Genomic DNA, 21,660 nt, shown 5'->3' with positions numbered 1-21,660 from the left:
AGCCCTCCCCGTCCGGCTCCCTCTCCGCGTCCCCTCCGCGCGGCGCCTCCGCCGCGCCCTTCCCGTCCAGGCCCCTCACCGGACCTCCCCGGCCCGGGATCCGGCGGAGCCCGTCCGCACCGCGTCGCGGGTCCGCGCGGAGCCGTCCGTCCCCGCCGCGCCGCCGACGCCCGCGTCCGCCGGGGCCGGAGGCCCGGAGTCGGCGACGATCCGGCCGTCGTGCACCTCCACCCGCCTCGGCAGGCCCGATGCCAGCTCCCTGTCGTGCGTGATCACGACGACGGTCACCCCGTCCCGGTGCAGTTCGCCGAGCAGTTCCATCACGACCGCGCCCGAGGCCGAGTCCAGCGCCCCGGTCGGCTCGTCGGCCAGCAGCATCCGGGGGGAGGAGGCCACGGCGCGGGCGATCGCCACGCGCTGCTTCTGCCCGCCGGACAGTTCGTGCGGCCGGTGGTCGGCGCGGTCGGCCAGCCCCACGCGCTCCAGCGCTCCCAGCGCACGCCGCCTGCGCTCGCGCCCGGACGCGCCGGAGTACAGCAGGCCGTCGGCCACGTTGTCCACGGCCCGCACGTTGGGCGCCAGGTGGAACTGCTGGAAGACGAACCCGATCGAGCGCGCCCGCAGCGCGGACAGCCCGTCGTCGCGCAGGGACCCCACGTCGTGCCCGAACACGCGGACCGTGCCCGAGGTCGGCGCGTCCAGGGTGCCGAGCAGGTTGAGCAGGGTGGACTTGCCCGAGCCCGAGGGGCCCACGATCGCCAGCATCTCCCCGCGGCCCACGACCATGTCCACCCCGTCCAGGGCCCGTACACCGCCGGGGTAGTGGCGGCTCACCCCGGTGAACTCCGCGGCATTCATTCCGGGACCACCACCTCGGTGCCCTCGCCGATCCCCTCGCCCGTGACCTCCACCCGGCCGTCCGAGAACCAGCCCGTCTCCACCGGCACGTCGCGCACGGTGCCGTCGCCGTCCACCACGGACAGCCCGTAGCGGTCCCCCGGCAGCGCGATCAGCGCGCCCACCGGCGCGGCCAGCACGTCCTCCCGCGACTCCCCGCGGGCGACCACGGTGACCGGCGCCTGATCGAGGAAGTCCGCGGCGTCCTCCTCCAAGCCGATGACCACCTCCACGGTGGGGTCGCCTCCGCCCCCGCCCTCCTCCCCCTCCTCGACGCTGGCGACGGTGCCGACGCTCTCCACCACCCCGGCGACGCTCTCCCCGCCGGGAAGCTGGACGGTGACCTCGGCGTCCTCGGTGAGCAGGTCGCGGTCGTCGACGGGCAGGTCCACGCGCACGACCTGGCGGGTGGAACTGGTGGTCAGCAGCGGTGTCGCGGGCGCGACACCCGCGCTGACGTCCACCTCGTGCCCGGTCACCCGCACGGCACCGGACGTGTACCAGATCTGGGAGGGGTGCACCTCGCCGGTGACCTCCATGCCCTCGGTGTCGTCCTGCCAGCGCCGGACGGCCCCGGCGGTCAGCCACGTGTACTCGTCGTCCACGGTGAAGCCCGAGTAGCCCAGATCGGCCAGCGCCTGCTCGAACTGGCGCACGTCCTCGCCGCTGCTCCCCGCCGCCAGCGGCCGGTAGGCGGGCCTGTCCCCGTGCAGCAGGACCGTGGGCCTGCCGTCGACCTCCCAGGCGAGGTCGCCCGCGGTCAGCTCGGAGCCCACCGCGGGCAGCCGGGTGACCACGCCGTCGGAGCGGGCGAAGAACGTGCCCCCGCCCGCGTACCCCAGGGCGCCGTCGAGGGTCTCCTCACGCAGCAGCGTGGTGCGTTCGACCCGCGCCGTCGGTCCGGGGCCGGGAGCCTCCCCGTCCTGGGAGCCCTCCGGCAGCCCCCGCACGGCCGCCCACGCCACGCCGCACAGGACCACGAGGGTGAGCAGCGCCGCGCCCAGCCACAGCGGACCGAGCCAGCGGCGGCGGCGCGGCCGCTCCTCCTCCCCCTCCTCCTTCTCGGGGAGGAGCGCGGTGTCCGCGCTCACGAGTTCCCTCCCCCGGCTCCGGTGGTGCCGCCGAAGCCGCCGCCCTCGCCGAAGACCTCCTCGGAACAGGTGGTCAACGCCTCGGTGTGCTCGTCGTCCTCCGGGTCCACGGGCAGCGTCAGGCTCTCACCGGGCCTGGGGTCGGGGACGTCGATCCCGTTCTCCCGCAGGCACTCGGCCATCTTCAGGTCCTGCTCGAACACCTCCTCCCGGTCGGGGGCGTCCTCGTCCACCGGGAGATGCTCCTCGCACGCCTCCATCGCCTCCTCGAACCCCTCCCGGTCGGCTTCGGGCAGGGCGATGGAGACGCCGCCCCCGGAGTCGGGCTCGGGGTCGGGCATCTCATGGCCGTTGTCGCGCATGCACTCGGCGAACTCCAGCCTGGCCTCCTCCATGGACGCCTCCTCGCCCCCTCCGGCGCCGCCACCGCCGGACTCCCCGCCGCCGGGGGCCCCGCATCCGGTCAGCAGCAGCCCTGCCAGTACCGCCCCGACGAGGGGGCCCGCAGTCACGCGCATGTCGATCACTCCTGTTCCGTGGGGATGCCGTCCGGCACCGCTCCTCCGTGTCGTCACGGCACATGTCAGCGGAGTCCGGGTTAGCCACCGGTTAGGGCCGCGGAGTCCCGCCGGTTTAACCTCCGCCTAACCGCCGGGGCGGTAGTGCTGGTCCGGGCGCCGCCGACGGTGTGCGGGCCGTGAGCGAGGGGGACGCATGAGGGTCCTGGTGGTGGAGGACGAACCGGCGCTGGCCGAGAGCGTCGCCGAGGGGCTGCGCGGGGAGGGCATGGCCGTGGACGTGTGCCACGACGGCGACACGGGCCTGGAGATGGCCTGTGTGCACGACTACGACGTGGTCGTCCTGGACCGGGACCTGCCGGTCCTGCACGGCGACCAGGTGTGCCTGCGGCTGGTCGAGGACCCCGGGGTCGAGGCCCGCGTGCTGATGCTCACCGCGGCCGGAGGACTGGAGGACCGGGTCGAGGGGTTGGACCTGGGCGCCGACGACTACCTGGCCAAGCCCTTCGCCTACGCGGAACTGCTGGCGCGGGTCCGCGCGCTGGGACGCCGGTCCCGGCCGGGCGCGCGCCCCCGGCTGTCCCGGGCCGGGCTGGTGGTCGACACCAACCGCCGCACCGCCTTCCGCGAGGGCCGCGAGCTCTCCCTGTCGCCCAAGGAACTGGGTGTGCTGGAGGAGCTGCTGCGCGCGGACGGCGCCCCGGTGAGCACGACCCACCTCGTCGAGAAGGTGTGGGACGCCCACCTGGACCCGTTCAGCGGCGTGCTCAAGGTGGTGGTGCACGGACTGCGCCGCAAACTCGGGGCCCCGCCGGTGATCCGGACCGTCCCCGGCCACGGGTACCGGGTCTGACATGCGGTTCGCGAGAAGGGGGAAGGGCGACGGGGCCAGGGCCGGACTCACCCTGCGCACCAGGCTGACCCTGGTCTACACCGCGGTCTTCGCCGCGGGCGGGGCGGTGCTGCTCGGGGCCAACTACGCGATGGTCTCCGCCAGCCTGGAGACCCGGGGCGTCGACCTGGCCGCGACCATCGTCGCCTCGGAGGACGGAGGGGAGCCCTCCATCGCCGTCGGGCCCGCCGCGCCCGTGGATTCCGCGGAGCCGTTCCAGGAGGTGGAGGGCGCGTCCGGGCCGACGACCCCGCTGGGCGACTACCAGGACGGCGTGCTCTCCGACCTGCTGACCACGTCGGTCGCCGTGCTGGTGGCCGTCGCCGCCCTGGCGGCCCTGGCCGGATGGCTGATCGCGGGCAGGCCGATGCGCAGGCTGCACGCGGTCACCGAGACGGCCCGCCACCTGTCCGAGCGCGACCTGCACAGCAGGCTGGCGCTGACCGGCCCCGACGACGAGTTCCGGGAGCTGGGCGACACCTTCGACGGGATGCTCTCCCGCCTGGAACGGGCCTTCGAGGCGCAGCGGCGGTTCGTCGCCAACGCCTCGCACGAGCTGCGCACCCCGCTGGCGGTCCAGAAGGCCGCCGTGGAGGTACCGCTGTCACAGGGACGGGTCCCCGAGGACCTCAAGCCCGCGTTCACCCGCGTGCTGGACTCGGTGGACCGCAGCGAACGCCTCCTCGCGGGGCTGCTCCTGCTCGCGCGCTCCGACCGCGGCCTCGCCCGCACCGAGCCGGTGGACCTGGCCGGGGCGGCGGAGAACGCCTCGGCGCTGCTCGCGCGCGACGCCCGGGAGGCCGGGGTGGACCTGCGGACCGACCTCGCGACCGCCGAGGTGGAGGGGGACCCGGTCCTCCTGGAGCACCTCGTGCGCAACCTGGTGGACAACGCGGTCCACTACAACGTCCCGGGCGGATGGGTCGAGGCGCGGGTGCGCACGGCGGCCGGACGCACCGTGTTGAGGGTGGCCAACACCGGCGGGAACGTCACCGACCCCGAGAGCCTGTTCGAGCCCTTCCACCGGGGCGACGCCGCCCGGGTGCGCACCGCGCGGCCCGGCAGCGGCCTGGGCCTGGCCATCGTCCGCTCGATCGCCTCCGCCCACGGCGCGCGGGCCGAGGCCCGCGCGCGCCCGGACGGGGGGCTGGTGGTGACGGTCGGGTTCCCGGCCGCGGGGGGCTGAGTGCGGCCCGCCGGGGCCGCCGACCGCTCAGCGCCCCCCGGCCACGCTTCCGGACTCCGCCCGCCGCCGCGGCTCCCGCTCGGAGGCCGGGCCCTGCGGAACGGTGAGCAGCCGGATCCCGTACGCCGCCAGCAGGGCGCACACCACCGCGACCGCGCCGCCGATCCACCCGCCCGCGTAGGTCTCGCCCATGAAGGCCACGCCCACCACGGTGGCGGAGACGGGGTTGGTGAAGGTGGTGATCCCCAGCGGGGCGCCCAGTTCCATGCCCTGGTAGGCGGCCTGTGCCAGGAACAGTCCGAGCACCGCGATCACGGGCGTGGCCAGCGAGGACGCGTGCACCAGCCCGATCGCGCCGGTCTCCCCGACGACCGCCACCGCCGTCTTGACCGTCGCGGAGGAGACCCCGAAGGCCACGCCCGCCGCGCCCGCCAGCAGGTAGCTGCGCCAGGCCGCCGAGCGGACCCGCCCCGCCGCCCACGCGGCCGCCAGCAGGAGCGCGGTCGTCCCGCCGCCGACCACCACCGATCCGGTGTCGTCGAGGACACCGCCCTGACCGCCGGTCACCGTCACCGCCAGCAGCACGCCCAACGCCACCGAGGTGAACGCTGCCCCCCGCCACTCCTCGCGGGTGACCCGGCGCCCGCCCAGCCGGGCCGACCACGGGATGCCGAACACCAGCACCAGCACGCCCAGCGGCTGCACCACGGTCAGCGGCGCGTTGCTCACCGCCGCCACCTGGAAACCGGCCCGGCCCCCGTTGAACAGCAGCGAGAGCCACCACAGCGGGTGCCGCAGCAGGGCCGCGAGCTGCCCACCGCCGGTGAGCGGCCCGGCCACCCGTACCGCCAACCTGCGCTGGGCCACCGCGGCGGCCGTGTAGGCCGCACACGAGAGCAACGCGAACGCGATTCCCAACACCACGCCTGATTCCATGACAGCGATGATCCCGCCGTCCCCGGCCCGGTTCGCCGCGGGGGCCGTAAAACCGCGGCCGGTGAGCGCTTTCCGGCCGCACGGGGGAACGGGCGCACCCGCCCCTGCTTTCGTCCCCTGCACCGGCGCTCTTTCCGACCGCCCGGGGGCCTTGGCGGAGAAGCGGTGCGCGGAGGTGCACCGGCGGCACCTCCGGCCGACCCCTCAGACCCCGCCGACGGCCGTCCCCCGGTACAGCGCGGCCACCACGCCCTCGATGTCGGGCTCGCGCAGGGTCAGGTCGACCACCTCGTGCCGCTGGGCGACGCGGGCGATCACCGCCGCCGGGTTCTCCGACAGCTCCAGCCACTGGCGCGGGCCGTCCACGCGCACGCACCGGCCGCCCTCCACCTCGATGTCCGGGGCGGGCTCGGCCAGGTCCACGACCAGCACGCGCGGTGTGGGTACGCTCGCGCGCAGCCCGTCCAGACCGCCGTCGTAGGCCAGGCTTCCCCGGTCGATGACCACCACCCGCTCGCACAGGCGCTCCACGTCGCCCAGGTCGTGCGTGGTCAGCAGGATGGTCGTGCCCTCCTCGGCGTTGAGCCGCAGCAGGAACTCGCGGATGCTCGACTTGCTGACCACGTCCAGGCCGATGGTCGGCTCGTCCAGCACCAGCAGCCGGGGGCCGTGCAGCAGGGCCGCGGTGAGGTCGCCGCGCATGCGCTGGCCCAGGCTGAGCTGGCGCACGGGGGTGGCCAGGAACGGCCCGAGTTCGAGGAGTTCGGTCATCTCGGCCAGGCGGCGGGCGTGGTCGGCGGCCGGAACGCGGTACATGTGCCGGGTCAGCTCCAGGCTGTCCCGCAGCGGCAGGTCCCACCACAGGGTGGTGCGCTGGCCGAACACCACGCCGATCCGGCTCGCCAGTCTCGTCCGCTGGCGGGAGGGCTCCAGGCCGGTCACCCGCAGGCGCCCGGAGGAGGGGGTGAGGATGCCGGTGAGCATCTTCATGGTGCTGCTCTTCCCGGCGCCGTTGGGGCCCAGGTAACCGACGATCTCACCGGGCCGCACGGTGAGGTTCACGTCGCGCACGGCGCTGACGGTGCGCCGCCTGCGCCGCAGGAACTTCCCCTCGGACAGGACGAAGTCGCGGCCCAGGCCGACGGCCTCGATGATCGGTTCTGCGTCGGACGCTTCGGACGTGTCGGACTCGCGGACGGAGGTCATGCTCAGCTCCCGGAGGATCGGTAGTGGCGCAGCCCGAAGCGCCAGCAGGCGGCGGCGACCAGGCACAGGACGGCGGCGACGAGGGGCGTGGCGTGGCGCAGGGCGTCCGGCAGCCCCGTCGGGTCGGGGCGGTCGAGCAGGTACAGGACGGGCTGCCAGGTGACGAAGGCGAGCGGCAGCACGAAGGTCACCGCCCGCACGAGGTCGCGGCCGTAGATGGCCAGCGGGTACTCGGTGAGGGCCTGCCCGCCGTAGGTGACCGAGTTGGCCGCCTCCCGGGCGTCGGCGACGAGGAACTGGAGGCACGCCCCGATGACCCAGACCGCGCAGCAGATCGCGGTCCCCGAGACCGACAGCAGCGGCAGCATCAGCACCTTGCCGGGGGTCCAGTCGATGTCGCACGCGGCCAGGGCGAAGACGGTCACGACCGAACCCGGGACGATCCGGCCCAGGCGGCGCGGCGCGAACCGGTCGGTCGCCATCTGCACCAGCGGCGGCACCGGGCGCACCAGCATCACGTCGAGCGACCCGGTGCGGATGTGCTCCCCCAGCCGCTCGACGTTGCCCAGGATCATGTCGGCCCAGGCGAAGGCGGTCGCGGCCAGCCCGGCGATGAGCAGCCCCTCGGCGAGGTCGAACCCCGCCAGCCGCCCTGCGTGGCCGAACACCACCAGGACGGCGCCGATCTCGGCGAACACCCCGATCGAGGTCGCCAGGGTCATCAGCACCAGCGAGGTCGGGTACTGGGCCAGGGCCCGGCACCAGGTCCAGGCCAGCAGCACGTAGGCGCGCAGCGGCCAGACCACGGACTCGCGGGCGCGGAAGAGCAGGTCAGCCACCCTGGACCACCACCCTGCGGGTCGCGCGGGAGGTGACCCACGCGCCCAGGCCGAACAGGGCGGCGGCCCACCACGCCTGGAGGGCCAGCCCGCCGAGCACGGTGCCGCCCGGCAGGGTGTCCTTGCCGAGCATGATCTCGGCGGGGATCTGGACCATCGACGCCCACGGCAGCAGCCGCAGGGTGTCGGCCAGCGCCGGGGGGAACAGGGTGAGCGGCAGCAGCATCCCGGCGGCCACCGGGCCGAGCAGCCCGGCCACCGCCCAGACCCCGCTGGAGTCCAGGATCCAGAACCCGGCCAGCTCGTACAGGTAGCGCAGCCCGAACGAGACCAGAGTGGCCAGCACGGCGGACAGCAGGACGGCGGCCCAGCGGAGCGGGTCGCCGGGCAGCACCAGGTCGAAGAGCACCATCCCGACCGCGAACGTCGGCACCCCGCGGAAGACCAGGTTGAACGTGGCCCTGCCCAGGTCCTCGGCCAGCCACCAGCCCTGGAGGGAGACCGGCCGCAGCAGGTCGGTGCCCACGGCGCCCGAGCGCACCCGTTCGCCCAGCTCCAGGGGCGGCCCCATGATGGCGACCATGCCGATCAGGCCCTGGCTGACGAACACCTGGGTGACGGCGTCCCCGGCGTCGTAGCCGTTGATCTCGGGGCGCGCCGCGAACAGGGCGAGCATGACGGTGGCGTTGATCGTGCCGAAGACGGAGTTGGTGAAGATCCCGGCGACCGTGGCCGCGCGGTAGGTGGAGTAGCGGTGCAGCCCTCGGGCGTACACCGCGAAGTAGACGCGCACGGGCGTGGACTCCTGGTGTGTCGAGACGTGCAGGTGGTGAACTACCGGTCTCGACACCGGGGGCCGGGGAGACACGGGGGTCCGGCACGTCCCTGACGCACGGGGCTCAGGTCCGGGTCGCCGCGAGTGGCGAAGATAGCACACGCGGGGCCGCCACAGGTTCCGGTCGCGGCGGAAGCGGGGCGTACGGAACGCGGGTGTGATGACGGGGGCGGGGTCACGCCGGTGTCTCCCCTTGTACCGGCGGACCGCGCCGCCCCCGTCGCCCGCCCGGTCACGCCCCCTCCCCTCTACGGGGACGCACGGACCGGCCGGGGTTCTCGCTCCCCCTCCCCCCGGCGGGGGTGCGGGGCAGGTGGGTCGTCCGCGCCCGCTGCCCCCTCAGCGGGGTGCGCGGGACGGGCGGTGTTCTCGTTCACGTGTGCCCGGTGGGGCGTACGGGTGCCGGGCGGGGTCCCGGCTTCCGTTTCCCCGTGGGGCGCACGTGTCAGGCGAGGTCTCTGCCCCCGCTGCGCCCCGAGGCCGACATGCGCACGACGGTGGGCAGCCGCTCCAGCTCCAGGGACTCGCGCAGGGAGTCGACCCCCTCGTCCCGGCAGGCGTGCCACACCTTCACGGGATCGGCGTCCTCGGTCAGCACCAGGTCGAGCCACAGGCGCGGCTCCCGCGCGGACTCGGTGAACCTCGCCCTGCCGCGCACCACGCGCGGGTGCGCGCTGAGCTGGGCGACCAGGGCGTCCCCTGCTGCGGACGGCGACACCTCGGTCCGCCCCGCCGCCGTGTCCGCGCCCACGAGCAGCCTGCGCGGGCGGTACGCGCGGCCCTGGACCAGGAGCCAGCGCACGGCCAGCACGGTGAGCACCAGCGCGACCGCCGCGGCGGCGTGGGGTGTCCAGGGCCAGGCCAGGACCCGTGCCACCGGTTCGAGGCCGGTCAGCGGGGCGGCGGCGGGGCCGTCGCCGAACAGGCCGCCGCCTACGGCGAGCCCGGCCGCGCCGCCGACCAGGAGCACCAGGCCGGTGAGGAACAGCCCGAGCCGGTTGCCCCGCGCGGTCCTCCTGCTGCGGCGGTGGGGGAAGCCCCGGATCGTGGACCGGGTCGGAGCGTGGTCCCAGGGTGCGTCGGCGTGTGTCGTGCCGGCGCCGGTCGTGTCGGAGGCCGCCGTGCCCCCGTCGGCCGTGCCCGGGGCGGTCCCGCCGGCACCGCTCCCGGCGGTGCCACCCGTGTCCGGGCTGCCCGCGCCCGGGCTGCCTGTACCCGCGTCTCCCGTGCCGGACGGGTCCGGCTCCGGTGCGGATCGCTGTCCGTCCATGCTCACGCCTCCTCCCGCACCCGGACACGGACCCTCGGCGCGCGGACCGGAACGAGTTCCTCCAGCCTCCGGCACACGGCCGCGTCCACGTCCCGCCTCAGCCAGTGGGCGCCGCGTACGTGCGTGCGCGCCCGCACCCGCACCGTGCGGCGGCCCACCCGCACCCGCGCTCCGCGGACGCCGTCCACCCCGCGCGCCGAGACGGCGAGGATGTCGCGCAGCGCCCGCCGGGACAGGCCCACGGCCATGTCCCGGTCGTCGGTGCGCAGGACCAGGTGGCCGCCGTACCCGGGCAGCGACGCCGCGGTCAGCAGCGTCAGGCCCAGGGCGGCGGCGACCCCCGAGGCCAGCATGGTCTCGGGCGCCTCCCACGGGACCGTGGCGGCGCGGGCGGCCATGCCGTCCACCGCGGGGAACGGCGCGGGCGCGCCGACCATGCTCGCGGTGATCACGGCGAGCACCAGCCCGGAGACCGCCGCCACCGAGGCGGCGACCACGACGGCGGGCAGCGACCGCCGGGGCCGGAAGACCCTCACCGCGGTCCGCCGGGCCCCGCGCCGACCCCCGGGCGGGGGGCCGCCCGGGTCCGCGGACACCCGGTGGGTCCGCGCCTCCTCCTGGAGGGAAGTCATCTCCGCTTCCTCCGATGGCTCAGCGCACCCGCGGCGCGGGTACGAGTTCGACGATCTCGATGTCGGTGCTGTGGACGGTCAGCCCGGTGAGGCCCTCCACCGTGGCGGCCACGTGCGCGCGGACCTCCTCGGCGGTGCGGGCGAGCGGGGAGGGGTAGGCGACGGCGATCTCCAGGCGCAGCCCCACGCGGGAGCCGCCCCGGCGCACCTCGGCGCGGGCCCTGCGGCCCTCGCCCACCAGCCCGCCCAGCCGGTCGCCCAGGGGACGGGTGGACCGGTGCTCGGCGGCGGCCGCGCACGCCAGGCGGCGGACCGCCCGGTCGGACACGACCGTGGTGCCGCGCTCCTCGGGCGGCACCCGGGGCGCGTGCCGGTCCGGCTCGGCGCCGGACCGCGCACGCTCCCCGGGTGTTCCGGCGGCCTCCGCCGCCGACCCGGTCCCCGCGGCGTCCTCCCCGGGGGCCGGTCCGCGGCTCCCCGGGAAGGCCTCGGCGGCGCTCACAGGCGACCACCGCGCTCACGGCGCGTGAACAGCTCCGCGAGGTCGACCTCGCCCTCGTAGGCCCTGCCCGCCAGGAAGCCCGCGGCTCCCAGGACCAGGACCAGGAGGAAGGCTCCGAAGCCCCCGAAGGCGGCCGCGAGGCCGAGGACCGCCCCGAAGGCGAGTCCGACGATCGACCACATGGGTCCTCACTCCCTCACGTCGTGTCTGCCGGTGTGCCGCTGTCCGCTCCGCCGTCACCTGACCCTCGGCTCGGCGGTGGAACGGTTCTCCTCCTCGTCCGGCAGGTGGATGTCGTCCACGGTCACGTTGACCTCCGTGACCTCCAGGCCGGTCATCCGCTCCACGCCGGAGATGACGTTGCGCCGCACGACGGCTGCCAGGTCCGGGATCGCGACGCCGTACTCGACGACGAGGTTGATGTCCACCGCGGCCTGGCGCTCGCCGACCTCCACGGCCACGCCGCGCGCCGCGGTGCTGGTGGAGGTGGAGCCGGGGATGCGCTCGCGGACGGCGTCGAAGGCGCGTCCGGCCCCGCCGCCCATGTGGTGGACGCCGCGGACCTCCCGGGCGGCCATCCCGGCGATCTTGGCGACCACGTGGTCGGCGATCGAGGTGCGACCGGTGTCGGTGTTCAGCTCGTGGGAGTGCTGGGCGCGCACGGGGACGTTGCCCGTGCTGCCCGCCTTGCGCAGCTCGGCGGGGGCGAGTTCACTGCTCTGGGCGCTCTTCGCGGCCATGGTCGGTTCTCCTTGTGTTCTCGGGTGTTCGGTCAGGGGTGGAAACGGGCGGCCCGCCTTGGGCGGGCCCGTCCACCGGTCCTTCGTGCGGGGCCGTCGGGGCCGCTCTGAGCTGGACTGTCGGTCTCCCCCGGGCGGCGCCGCCGACTCCTCTTCCGGCGGTGTTGTGGCCTCTATCGCGCTCGGTCGCGCGAGGAGGCCGTGAAACGGGCCGCCGCGTCGACGACCACGTCCCGGCTGTCGGTCCGGGCGTGCTCCGGCGCGGCGTCGGGGGTGCGGGCCAGGGGCGGAGTCCCCGCCAGGACGGCTGCCTCGGCGGCGCGCCTGGCGGCCGTCCTCCTGAGGCTGAACCTGATCTCTCCCATGGCGGTGCTCTCCTCGCTCGCTCGGCGCCACCCCTCGTGGCGCCGTCACAGGGGAGGACACGGGGAAGGGCCGTAGGCTCACGGCCGTTTTCGTGTGACCTGTGTCACCCCCAGTGTGGGGGAGGCGCGGGTGCGGGACTGCCGTGTTCGGCGGAAACCTGGGGTAGTTTCTCTGTGCTCGTGTACGGGGAGGGGTGGCCGCAGCGACGATGCACAGGGAAACCGCACTTCCGGAGAGCGTGCTCGTGGAGCGCGCCCAGGACGGGGACGACAGGGCGTTCGAGGACCTCGTCCGTCGGCACCAGGACGTCGTCTACCGGATCGCCCTGCGTGTGCTGCGCGATCCCGCCGACGCCCGGGACGCGGCCCAGGAGGCCCTGATCACCGCGTGGCGCAGGCTTCCCGAGCTCGCCGACCCGCAGAGCTTCCCCGCCTGGCTCAACCGCATCGTGGGACGGCGCGCCCTGAACATGCTGCGGGACCGCAGGCCGGTGGAACCGGTGGAGGACGACGAACGGTTGGAGGCACGGGAACCCGGACCGGCGGGGGAGACGCTCGCGGGCGATCTGCGCGAGGCGCTGTTCGAAGCGCTGTCGGGGTTGCCGCCCCCGCAACGGATCTGCTGGGTTCTGCGCGAAATGGAAGGATTGGGCTATGAAGAGATAGCGGAGATCGTCGACACGACCCCGACCGCTGTGCGTGGACGTATTCACCGCGCGCGTACCCATCTCGTGGAGGCGCTTGAGCCATGGCGGTAGACCCGTCCGACGACCACGACCGACTGCCCTGCGGAACCTCGGTGGACGCACTCCTGAGGGACCTGCTGTCCGGTCGGCTCACCGAGCACGAGTCCTCCTGCCGGCACTGCCTGGCGGAGACCGGTGAGCTGCGCCCGCTCGTCGAAGCGGTGCGCCGGGACGACGAGGAGGAGGTCACCGCTCCTCCCGGGCTGCTCACGGACGTCATGCGCGTGGTGCGCACCGAGCGCCGCTCCGAGGGGACGATCGTCCTGAGCGGCTCCGGCCCCGGCGGTACCGAGGTCCGGGAGTCGGCCGTGGCGGCCATGCTCCGGACCTCCGTCGAGTCCGTCCCGGGGGTCGTGGTCGGCCGCTGCCGCGTCGAGCAGACCCGCGAGGGCCTCTCCGTCCGGGCCACGGCGCGTGTCGCCGTCGGCTTCCCCATTCCGGACGCCGCCGACGCCGCCCGGCGCGCCATGCGCTCCCTGGCCGAACAGCGGCTCGGCCTGCCGGTCGCCCGCCTGGACATCGATGTCGTCGACCTGGAGGACCCGGCCCGGGGCAGGTGAGGCCGTGACCGGTGTGCCTACTCCTCCGCTCCGAGGCGGAGGCCGGGCACGCCGTCGGCGGGGCGGACGCCGTCGTCGCACAGCGCCAGCCAGTCACCGCGCGCGGGAACGAGCGCGAGCACGACCACGGTCAGCCCCATGGACATGAGCAGCGCGGACGCGAGCATCGTCTCGGGAGTCGCCCAGAGCTCCTCGTGGCCGTGGGTGTCGAACCAGATCCACGCGTGGTGGTGCAGCGGGCTGCCCGCCAGGGCGGTGGTGATCTCGGCGGTCGCCAGGAGGGCCACCAGGGAGGCGACGGCCTCGGTGACCAGGAGCGGCAGCGGGGACCGGGCGCGCAGTGTGCGCACCGGCGCCTCGGAGGCGCTCGTCGTTCGCGGGTGCGGATGGCGGGCCCTGTTCTGCGGTCCGGTCCTGGTCACGTCGCGGTTCATGTGTTCCGTGTGCTCCATGCGTCTGTGGACGGAAGGCGTCCAACGGGAGGATGTCGTCATGGGGAGGACACACCGGTGCCGTTCCACCTCACGGTAGAAGCGCTGTGCGGCACGGCACATTCCGTGTGCGGGGAGCCGGGACATCCGACGTCCTTGCTGCTCGGGCGGGCTTCCTGAGAGCGTCACGGCCGCGGGAACGCCGGTGCGGCAGCCGTTTCCCGGTGCGGCCGGGAGGCGCCCGCCTCCGGGCGCGTCCGCTGCTGGGACGCGCACCGCACGCGGAAGTGGCCGGAGTCACCCTCCGTTGTTACCGGTCCTTCACGCACGGGCGAACGGGCGCAACGTCGCCCTGGGATCTTCGGTCCATGGACGTTTCCGAAGGACAGCACGGAACCGACGACCACCGCCACGGCTTCTTCGGCCGCGAGGCACTCGACCTGGGCACCCTGCTCCTCGCCGCCGGTGCGGCGCACCTGGTGGTGCTCTCCCTCGGGCACAGCGACGCGGGCGTCCGCGTCCTGATCACCGTGGGACTGCTGCTGCTCGCTGTCTCCGCGGTCCACCGGTGGCGCCGCCACAAGGCCGCGTCCGCTCCCCGGCCGCCCCGGGACACAGGGACGGTGAACGCGCCCGGGGGCGCCGGGACGCCAGGGAACACCGGATCGGCCGATGGCCGCGCACCCTTCCGGAACCACCGCCCGGCCGGACTGGCCGCCGGGGACGGGCCCGGGGCTCCCGCCGGTTCCCCGGCGGGCGGGGAACCGGCGGGAGCCCCGTCCGACGACCTGCTGTGGAGCGTCCGCGCGACGGTCGCGGACGTGCCCGGCGGCCTGGCCGCGCTCACCGCGCGGTTCGCCGCCCTCGGGATCGACATCCGGCTCATGCAGGTGCACCCGTCGGGTGCGGACGCCGTGGACGAGTTCTTCGTCAGCGCTCCCGCGCACGTGGGAGAGGGCGACATGTACACCGCCGTACGGGAGGCGGGCGGACGCGACGCCGCCGTGCGCCGCGCCGACGTCCACGAGCTCAGCGACACCACCAGCCGCACGCTCGCCCTGGTCAGCGCCCTGGTCACCGGGGCGACCACGCTGGAGCGCTCGCTGCTGTCCCTGGCCTCGGCGCGGGCCGTGGAGCACACCGCCGAACCGCCCGCCGGAACGGCCCGCGAGGACCTGTCCGGCACGGTCATGACCCTTCCGGCGCCCGACGGCGGTGTCCTGACCGTCCGCCGGGAGGTCATCCCCTTCACCGCCGTGGAGTTCGCCCGGTGCCGGGCCCTGGCCCACGTCGCCTCGTCCCTGCACGCGCGTTCGCACAGCCCGGACCCCGGAGGGCGCTGAACCCGGTCGGGCGCCGCCCGCCGTCGCGGCGGACGCGCGGCCCGGGAAACCGCCGACGCGTCCGCGCACGCCCGCACGCACACGAGGACGGAAGTTGTCCACAAGTCCCGCGCGGCGGGGAGAACCGCGCGCCGGATGGGTAAGGAGGACGTATGGCAACCCCCCGATTCCTCCCGACACAGCACCCGAAACAGACCCTCCTCCTGGCCGTGGCCGCGGCGTTCGCCCTGCTCCTGGGGGCCGTCGTGGCGGCCCCGGCCGCGCACGCCGCACCGGCCTCGGTCAGCACCGGACCGGAACTGCGCCAGGGCAGCTCCGGTGCCGGGGTGAGCGCCGTCCAGGAGCGCCTCGCCGAACTGGGCTACTGGATCGACGGCGTGGACGGCCAGTTCGGCTTCCACACCGAGCAGGCCGTCGTGGCGCTCCAGAAGGCCGCCGGGATCGCCCGCGACGGCGTGGTGGGCCCGGCCACCCGCGCGGCCCTCGCCGAGGGCGTGCTCCCCGAGGCCCAGAGCACCTCCGGCGACCTGCTGGAGATCGACCTGGACCGGCAACTGCTGCTGGTGGTCTCCGGCGGCGAGGTGGAGCGAGTCCTCAACACCTCCACCGGATCCGGTCAGCCCTACGAGTCCTCGGACGGCACCGAGCGGATCGCCACCACCCCGACCGGCACCTACACCGTCTTCCGCGAGGTCGACGCCTGGGACCCCGGTCCCTACGGCGCGCTCTACAGACCGAAGTACTTCAACGGCGGCATCGCCGTGCACGGGTACCCGGTCGTCCCGGCCCAGCCCGCCTCCCACGGATGCGCCCGGGTGAGCCTGGCCGCGATGGACTGGCTCTGGGAGAGCGGCAACATCGACGTGCACACCACCGTGCTGGTGCGCTGACCCGGGGGCGGTCCGGCCGCGGCCGGACCGCCCCGCCCCTCACCTCTCGAAACTGCTTCTGAAGGGGAAGTAGTCGCCGAGGAACTCCTCGACGTGCCTCTCGGCCGCCTCGTCCGGTTCCGCGGTGTCGTTCACGCAGAAGGTGTCGAAGTCGCGCTGGGCCAGCAGCGCCTTGGTCCGGTGCCGCACCGCGTCCGGGTCGGCCAGGTTGAGGTAGGTGTAGCGCAGCCCGCCCATCACCGCCCTGCCCGTGAACAGCGCGTAGTAGTGGTGCAGGGACGAGGGCACGGAGTGGTCGTCCGGGTGCCGGAACCGCGACGCCGCCGTCCGCGCGAAGATCTCGGGGAACCTCTCCTCCAGTTCCCGGACCACCGACCGGCGCTGCGGGATGGGCGTGTGCTTGAACTTGGACACGGGCACCTTGCCGAAGTGCCTCTCCAGCAGCGCGCCGTTGCGCTTGGCGGCGGCGTCCACGGGCTGGTCCTCCTCGCTGACCTCGCCCAGGCCGAAGCGGTAGGGGGAGGGGTTCAGCTTCACGAGCCCGTTGGGGTGGAAGAAGAGGGAGGGGGGCACGGGCCGGCCGAAGAACACGTCGTCGTTGAGGTACAGGTAGTGCTCGGCCAGGCCCTCGACGCGGTGCAGCTGCGACTCGATGGCGTGCGAGTTGAACACCGGCAGGACCGACGGGTCGGCGAAGACCTCCGTGTGGTCCACCACCCGTACCCGTGGATGGCCCGTGTCCAGCCACGGCGGCGTCTGGCCGTCGGTGACGATGTAGACGTTGCGCACGAAGGGGGCGAACATCTCCAGCGAACGCAGGGAGTAGAGGAGTTCGTGCCGGCTGGTGTAGCGGGAGTCGGAGGCGGAGTCCGGGTTGGCCGGGGCGTTCGTCCCGAGGTGGGCGTCGCGCCTGGCGCGCCAGGCCTCGTCGGCCCCGTCGACCCAGGTGTAGACGGCGTCGATCGGGAAGGTGAGGTCGGTGGCCAGTTCCCAGGTGAAGGCGTCCAGGGTGGGATGGGTCCGGTCGCCGACCCTGACCTCGGCGGACTCCCGGCCCCTGCCGGGGATCACCTCGCTCACCGGGTTGGGCTGCGGGGCGATGAGCGACTTCCGCAGGACGTGTTCGGGCGCCACGACCCGGAGCCGGTCCAGCCTCTCCTCGTGGTCGGGGGAGGCCAGGAACCGCTCGCCCTCCTGCCAGAACTCCACGGTGAAGCCGTGGGCGGGGCCGACGACCGCGGGGCCCCGGCCGCCGACGACGTGCTCCCCGAGCCGGATCACCGGAGCGCGGCGGAGCCGGCGCAGTCGGAAGGGGGACAGGGGCCGGTACCCGGCCGGAGTCCTCACGTACGTGCCGCGGAGGCTGCAGCGGGAGGCGAGGACCGCGAGGACCTCGGCCCTGTCCTCCTCGGACACGGCGACCGAGCGGTGGTACACGCCGTTGGACCGGGAGAGGAAGTAGTCGATCCCCTGTTCACGCAGGAGGTCGGCGAAGCGGTTCGTCCGCCGGGCGACGAAGTCCTCGGTGTCGAAGGGGCCGGACCAGCGCCGTGCGAGCACGGGTTCGCGCCGGTAGGTCGACACGGTGAGTCCCGGGTCCCTCCTGCGGTGCCTCCATGAGACGGGAAGGAAGAGCACCTTCCTGACCGGGACCGGAACCATTCTCCTGAGTATTCGCCTGGCTCTCCGAAAATAGTAGGGAGTATTCCACATGGGGTGATCCATCCCGTTGTCATCTTCTGGTTCCTGTTCTGGTCCTTGCGGGTGCGGGTCCCCGCTTTCGTCGCGGGGGGTGCTTCTCCTGCTCGTGTCCTTGCCGGAGTCGGGCCGTGCGATGTCGGCCGTCTCCGGAAAAGTACTGAATCGTTCATCTACCCGAAAGCCGTGCTTTCCATGGGTGTAACTTTCCGGGGTAGGTAGTGCGTGGCCATCGTGCCTCCGGGGCGGGGCCGCGGTGCCCACGACAGACGTGCCGTCCGTGAACGGGAGATCCCGGAAATGCCCTTCCGCGTCGCCACGGAGCCGGGTGCACCCGGCAGGCCCAACGAGGACTTCGCCGCGGCGACCGCGACCAGCGCGGTCCTTTTGGACGGGGCGAGCGCGCCCCGGGACCTGGAGACGGGCTGCTCCCACGGGGTGGCCTGGTACACCCGGCGGCTCGGCGCGCTGCTGCTGGCCGGGGCCGACGCGGGGCTCCCGCTGCGCGAGGCCCTCGCCGAGGCGATCGCGACGGCCTCCGCCCTGCACGCGCACACCTGCGACCTGGGCAACCAGGAGAGCCCCTCCGCCACGGTCGTGGTGGTCCGGGTCGGCCCCGACGCGTTGGAGTACCTGGTGCTGTCCGACTCCGTGCTGCTGGTGGAGGGCGTGGACGGGGTGCACGTGCTCACCGACACCCGCCTGGACGACCTCAGGGCCGACCTGGCCCGCCGGGGGAGCCGCTGGGACGCCATCCGCGCGTACCGCAACGTTCCCGGGGGTTTCTGGACGGCGGGAGCCCACCCGCGGGCGGCCGGGGAGGCGCTGACCGGAACCCTGCCCCTCGGGCGCTTCACCGCCATGACCGACGGGGCGAGCCGGGTGGTGGACCTCTTCGGGGACCTGGATTGGGACCAGGCGTTCTCCCTGGTTTCGGACCGGGGACCGCGCGCCCTGCTGGGCCGGGTGCGCGAACTGGAGGCCGCCGACCCCGAACGGCTCCGTCATCCGCGCGGCAAGGGGAGCGACGACGCCACCGTGCTGGAGTGGACACCGTGACCCTAGTTATGGTCACGCTCAAAACTCATATTCGGACAAACTAATCTGGTGGGCCCGGGAGCCCGCCCCCTGACGTCCCAGGTGGTCGCGTTTCGGGCACTACCGCCATGGGGGACGTTTTGCCCGGTGCTCCAGATGACCTTTGTTGTCCTTTGCGGTAAAAGCACACAACAGTGGGATCGACGGCGGCGACGTCACACGCGGGGGAGACCAACGCCTCTCCGAAACCGTGCCGCCAGGCGCTTTCGCGTTCCGTGTTCATCCGGTAGGTTTCTCCGTAACCGAAGCGCCGGAGTTCTCCCCACAACAGCTGGTATCCGGCCTTCGCCGTTCTCTCCATCCCCCCGCTCGCGTGCGCGCCGAACAGGCGCGGCGCGTACGAGAGAACCCTCCCATGGCGTCGATTTCGACCGGTGAAAAGGAGAAGGTGTGACCACCACGGGCGTCCTCGAACCCACCGGACCGAACCGGTCCCTCGGTCGCACCAGCTGGCTCGACCGGGTCCTCACCACCCCCAGCTCCGCCGTCGAGCGCCACCCGACCGTCCGTGCCCTGGACGGCTACGAGGGCCGCCCCAACCCCCTGGACGCCAAGACGCCCGCGGAGTTCCTGCTGGTCATGCGCCGCTACCTGGTCTGGGCGGGCGACTGGTCCTACCTGGAGCTGGAGTACCTGTGCGGGGGAGCGGTGCGGGCGACCACCTTCCGCGACGTGCTGGAGGGGACGCAGCTGCCCCGGTACGTGTTCCTGATGGCCTTCGTGACCGCATGCGCCGGTGAGGACGCCGCTGAGCGCCAGCGCTGGACGACCGCCTGGCACAGGCTCCGGTCGGCCGGTCACTGAGTTCCCCCGGGGCTTTCCCCCTGGCTTTTCCCGGTGACCCCGCGGCGCGCCGCCCCCTTTTACCGTGCCGTTCGGAGACGTGTCCGCGGCGGTTTTCCCGCGGGTTTCTCCGGTGCGCCGGTGTGTCAATGCACCGGTTTGGCACCATGCGCGCGGAATTTCCACAGGTAGGACGGCGTAAAGCACATTCCCGCGACCGGTAGGGTCGCCGGAGGACGGCCGCCGTCACGGCGCTGGTACGCGAGCGCCCGGTTCTCCGTCCGACCACGGGCCGCCCGTGCCCGAAGCCGAGGCCCCCTCCCATCGGGCCCCGCCGCCTCGGACCGGTCGCCACCCGCCTTCACCCCCGCGCCACCGGGCGTTCAGCCCGATCTCGTCCGCCCCTGGTTGGCTTCGGCGCGGGCGTGACCGCGTCCATTCCCCCGGAGCCCCCAGGAAGCACGTATGCGCAAGACCACGGCGGCCGCGGTGTCCCTCGCCGTCGCCCTGACCGGTACGGCGGCCCCCGCACACGCGGAGCGGCAGGAGCCCCGCGAGGGCGGGCGCGACGGCGTCGAACTGTCCGTCCTCGGCAGCTACCGCACCGGCTCCTTCGACGAGGCGGCGGCGGAGATCGTCGCCCACGACCCGCGCACCCAGCGCCTGTACGTGGTCAACGCCCTGGCCGCCACGGTGGAGGTCCTCGACGTCTCCGACCCCGCGGCCCCCGCCAAGCTGTCCGACCTGCGCACGCCCGGGGTCGAGGCGGCCGACGGCTCGGTGGTGCCAGAGGGCGCGGTCGCCAACTCCGTGGCGGTCCACGGCGACACCGTGGCCGTGGCGGTGGAGGCCCCCGACCGCACCGACGACGGCTGGGTGGTCTTCTACGACACCGACGGCACCGCGCTCAACGCGGTCCGGGTCGGCGCCCTGCCGGACATGGCCGCCTTCACGCCCGAGGGCAGGCTGCTGCTGGTGGCCAACGAGGGGGAGCCCGCCGACGACTACTCGGCCGACCCCGAGGGCTCGGTGAGCGTCATCCGCGTGAACCGCAGGCCCGCCGCCGTCACCCAGGACGACGTCCGCACCGCCGACTTCCGCGCCTGGGACGGCGAGCGGGAGCTGCCCTCGGGGGTGCGGGTGTTCGGGCCGGACCTGTCCACCGGCGAACCGGGCACCCCGGGCCGGGTGGCGCGCAACCTGGAACCGGAGTACATCTCCGCGGACACCGCCCACAGCGCCCAGGTGGTGCTCCAGGAGGCCAACGCCGTCGCGCTGCTGGACCTGCGCACCGCCGAGTTCACTGACATCGTGCCCCTGGGCCTCAAGGACCACATGGAGCCCGGCAACGAGCTGGACGTGTCGAACCGGGACGACGGCATCCGCATCGCCAACTGGCCGGTGTACGGCATGTACCAGCCCGACGGGTTCGACACCTACCGCTGGCGCGGCCAGACCCTGCTGGTCACCGCGAACGAGGGCGACACCCGCGACTGGGACGGCTACTCCGAGGAGACGCGCCTGGCCGACCTGGCCGGGGAGACCCCGCTGTGCGAGGACTCCCCGCGCCTCCGGGAGTTCCTGGCCGACAACGACCTGGGCGTCGACAGCACAGGGGAACTGCTCGACGAGGCCAACATGGGCAGGCTGACGGTCACCGCCGCCGAGGGCCTGCGCGAGGACGGCAGCTGCTACGAGGACGTGTACGCGTTCGGCGGACGCTCGTTCTCGATCTTCACCGCCGGGGGCGAACTGCTCTTCGACTCGGGTTCGGACTTCGAGCGGATCACCGCCGAGGCCGAGCCGGAGTCCTTCAACTCCGATCACGCGGAGAACGCCTTCGACAACCGCAGCGACGACAAGGGTCCCGAGCCCGAGGGCGTCGTGCTCGGCGAGGTGGCGGGCCGCACCTACGCGTTCGTGGGACTGGAGCGGGTGAGCGGCGTGATGGTCTACGACGTCACCGACCCCCGGGAGGCGTCCTTCGTGCAGTACCTCAACAACCGCGACTTCACCGCCGAGCCCGGCACCGGCGAGGCGGGCGACCTGGGCGCGGAGGGCCTAGCCTTCATCAGCGCCTCGGACTCGCCGATCCGGGGCGTGCCCGTGCTGGCCGTGGCCAACGAGGTGTCCGGCTCGACCACCCTGTACCGGGTCGACCCGGCCTGACCGCGCTCCGCCGCCGGGCCGCCTCGCGGGGGC

Annotated in this window: 24 protein-coding genes; 9 read left to right on the top strand and 15 right to left on the bottom strand. The window is 73.9% G+C overall.

The window, feature by feature from the left end; genetic code table 11:
- Positions 1-75 precede the first annotated feature (75 nt).
- Genes PV789_RS29320 through PV789_RS29310 form a run of 3 tightly spaced genes read right to left on the bottom strand, consistent with a single transcriptional unit; the run spans position 76 to position 2,506 of the window.
- A complete protein-coding gene (locus PV789_RS29320; RefSeq protein ID WP_274975528.1) occupies positions 76-858 on the bottom strand; it encodes an ABC transporter ATP-binding protein in 783 nt (260 codons plus the stop codon).
- Entirely contained in the window at positions 855-1,988 is a 1,134-nt protein-coding gene (locus PV789_RS29315) for a peptidoglycan-binding protein (RefSeq protein WP_274975527.1), read from the bottom strand. Before PV789_RS29315 ends, PV789_RS29320 begins: the two co-directional genes overlap by 4 nt.
- On the bottom strand, positions 1,985-2,506 hold the full coding sequence (locus PV789_RS29310; RefSeq protein ID WP_274975526.1) for a hypothetical protein: 522 nt from the start codon (positions 2,504-2,506) through the stop codon (positions 1,985-1,987). Before PV789_RS29310 ends, PV789_RS29315 begins: the two co-directional genes overlap by 4 nt.
- A gap of 196 nt (positions 2,507-2,702) precedes the next feature.
- On the opposite strand from PV789_RS29310, the gene PV789_RS29305 reads away from it, so the two are divergent.
- Positions 2,703-3,359, top strand: a complete 657-nt coding sequence (locus PV789_RS29305) for a response regulator transcription factor (RefSeq protein WP_274975525.1) — start codon at positions 2,703-2,705, stop codon at positions 3,357-3,359.
- Between the two features lies 1 nt (position 3,360).
- Positions 3,361-4,584, top strand: coding sequence for a sensor histidine kinase (locus tag PV789_RS29300; protein WP_274975524.1), 1,224 nt, complete (start codon positions 3,361-3,363; stop codon positions 4,582-4,584).
- A 27-nt stretch (positions 4,585-4,611) separates the two neighbouring features.
- Here PV789_RS29300 and PV789_RS29295 read toward each other — a convergent pair whose 3' ends face one another.
- From PV789_RS29295 to PV789_RS29250, 10 genes are all read right to left on the bottom strand, one after another.
- On the bottom strand, positions 4,612-5,520 hold the full coding sequence (locus tag PV789_RS29295; protein ID WP_274975523.1) for a DMT family transporter: 909 nt from the start codon (positions 5,518-5,520) through the stop codon (positions 4,612-4,614).
- Between the two features lie 204 nt (positions 5,521-5,724).
- Positions 5,725-6,726, bottom strand: a complete 1,002-nt coding sequence (locus PV789_RS29290; RefSeq protein ID WP_274975522.1) for an ABC transporter ATP-binding protein — start codon at positions 6,724-6,726, stop codon at positions 5,725-5,727.
- 2 nt (positions 6,727-6,728) lie between these two features.
- Complete coding sequence (locus PV789_RS29285; RefSeq protein WP_274975521.1) at positions 6,729-7,565, bottom strand: ABC transporter permease; 837 nt, start codon at positions 7,563-7,565, stop codon at positions 6,729-6,731.
- A complete protein-coding gene (locus PV789_RS29280) occupies positions 7,558-8,358 on the bottom strand; it encodes an ABC transporter permease (RefSeq protein ID WP_274975520.1) in 801 nt (266 codons plus the stop codon). Before PV789_RS29280 ends, PV789_RS29285 begins: the two co-directional genes overlap by 8 nt.
- Before the next feature lie 487 nt (positions 8,359-8,845).
- The gene (locus PV789_RS29275; protein ID WP_274975519.1) at positions 8,846-9,670 is read right to left on the bottom strand and encodes a hypothetical protein; all 825 of its coding nucleotides are present in this window, start codon (positions 9,668-9,670) and stop codon (positions 8,846-8,848) included.
- A gap of 2 nt (positions 9,671-9,672) precedes the next feature.
- Entirely contained in the window at positions 9,673-10,302 is a 630-nt protein-coding gene (locus PV789_RS29270) for a DUF6286 domain-containing protein (RefSeq protein WP_274975518.1), read from the bottom strand.
- 19 nt (positions 10,303-10,321) lie between these two features.
- Positions 10,322-10,804 carry an Asp23/Gls24 family envelope stress response protein gene (locus PV789_RS29265; protein WP_274975517.1) on the bottom strand — a complete coding sequence of 161 codons (483 nt, stop codon included), beginning with the start codon at positions 10,802-10,804 and terminating at the stop codon, positions 10,322-10,324.
- Positions 10,801-10,986, bottom strand: a complete 186-nt coding sequence (locus tag PV789_RS29260; RefSeq protein WP_019609456.1) for a hypothetical protein — start codon at positions 10,984-10,986, stop codon at positions 10,801-10,803. The genes PV789_RS29265 and PV789_RS29260 overlap by 4 nt, the downstream gene beginning before the upstream one ends.
- Positions 10,987-11,040: 54 nt before the next feature.
- Entirely contained in the window at positions 11,041-11,544 is a 504-nt protein-coding gene (locus tag PV789_RS29255; RefSeq protein ID WP_274975516.1) for an Asp23/Gls24 family envelope stress response protein, read from the bottom strand.
- 173 nt (positions 11,545-11,717) lie between these two features.
- Complete coding sequence (locus tag PV789_RS29250; protein ID WP_274975515.1) at positions 11,718-11,909, bottom strand: hypothetical protein; 192 nt, start codon at positions 11,907-11,909, stop codon at positions 11,718-11,720.
- Positions 11,910-12,118: 209 nt separating this feature from the next.
- Between PV789_RS29250 and PV789_RS29245 the strand changes: the two genes are divergently transcribed.
- Together PV789_RS29245 and PV789_RS29240 are read left to right on the top strand one after the other, a co-directional pair.
- Positions 12,119-12,667 carry an RNA polymerase sigma factor gene (locus tag PV789_RS29245; protein ID WP_212644222.1) on the top strand — a complete coding sequence of 183 codons (549 nt, stop codon included), beginning with the start codon at positions 12,119-12,121 and terminating at the stop codon, positions 12,665-12,667.
- On the top strand, positions 12,658-13,215 hold the full coding sequence (locus tag PV789_RS29240; RefSeq protein ID WP_274975514.1) for a hypothetical protein: 558 nt from the start codon (positions 12,658-12,660) through the stop codon (positions 13,213-13,215). Before PV789_RS29245 ends, PV789_RS29240 begins: the two co-directional genes overlap by 10 nt.
- A 17-nt stretch (positions 13,216-13,232) precedes the next feature.
- Here PV789_RS29240 and PV789_RS29235 read toward each other — a convergent pair whose 3' ends face one another.
- Positions 13,233-13,649: a hypothetical protein gene (locus PV789_RS29235; protein ID WP_274975513.1), complete on the bottom strand. Its 417-nt coding sequence runs from the start codon at positions 13,647-13,649 to the stop codon at positions 13,233-13,235.
- Between the two features lie 365 nt (positions 13,650-14,014).
- Here PV789_RS29235 and PV789_RS29230 point away from each other — a divergent pair, with 365 nt between their 5' ends.
- Entirely contained in the window at positions 14,015-14,989 is a 975-nt protein-coding gene (locus PV789_RS29230) for an ACT domain-containing protein (protein WP_274975512.1), read from the top strand.
- 152 nt (positions 14,990-15,141) lie between these two features.
- Positions 15,142-15,879, top strand: coding sequence for a L,D-transpeptidase family protein (locus PV789_RS29225; protein ID WP_274975511.1), 738 nt, complete (start codon positions 15,142-15,144; stop codon positions 15,877-15,879).
- Positions 15,880-15,918: 39 nt separating this feature from the next.
- On the opposite strand, the gene PV789_RS29220 is transcribed toward PV789_RS29225, so the two are convergent.
- Positions 15,919-17,463 (bottom strand): stealth family protein, encoded by a 1,545-nt coding sequence (locus PV789_RS29220; RefSeq protein WP_274975510.1) that lies wholly within the window; start codon positions 17,461-17,463, stop codon positions 15,919-15,921.
- Positions 17,464-17,877: 414 nt separating this feature from the next.
- Between PV789_RS29220 and PV789_RS29215 the strand changes: the two genes are divergently transcribed.
- The 3 genes from PV789_RS29215 (at position 17,878) to PV789_RS29205 (ending at position 21,627) form a co-directional block, all read left to right on the top strand.
- On the top strand, positions 17,878-18,636 hold the full coding sequence (locus tag PV789_RS29215; protein WP_274975509.1) for a protein phosphatase 2C domain-containing protein: 759 nt from the start codon (positions 17,878-17,880) through the stop codon (positions 18,634-18,636).
- Positions 18,637-19,065: 429 nt separating this feature from the next.
- Positions 19,066-19,479 (top strand): hypothetical protein, encoded by a 414-nt coding sequence (locus tag PV789_RS29210; RefSeq protein WP_274975508.1) that lies wholly within the window; start codon positions 19,066-19,068, stop codon positions 19,477-19,479.
- A gap of 444 nt (positions 19,480-19,923) precedes the next feature.
- Positions 19,924-21,627: a choice-of-anchor I family protein gene (locus tag PV789_RS29205; protein ID WP_274975507.1), complete on the top strand. Its 1,704-nt coding sequence runs from the start codon at positions 19,924-19,926 to the stop codon at positions 21,625-21,627.
- The last annotated feature ends 33 nt before the right edge of the window (positions 21,628-21,660 follow it).

The organism is Nocardiopsis camelliae, assembly GCF_028993595.1.
GTDB classification, from domain to species: domain Bacteria; phylum Actinomycetota; class Actinomycetes; order Streptosporangiales; family Streptosporangiaceae; genus Nocardiopsis; species Nocardiopsis dassonvillei.
Note: the sequence above shows the minus strand (reverse complement) of the source record. Positions and strands in the feature narration are given on the sequence as shown.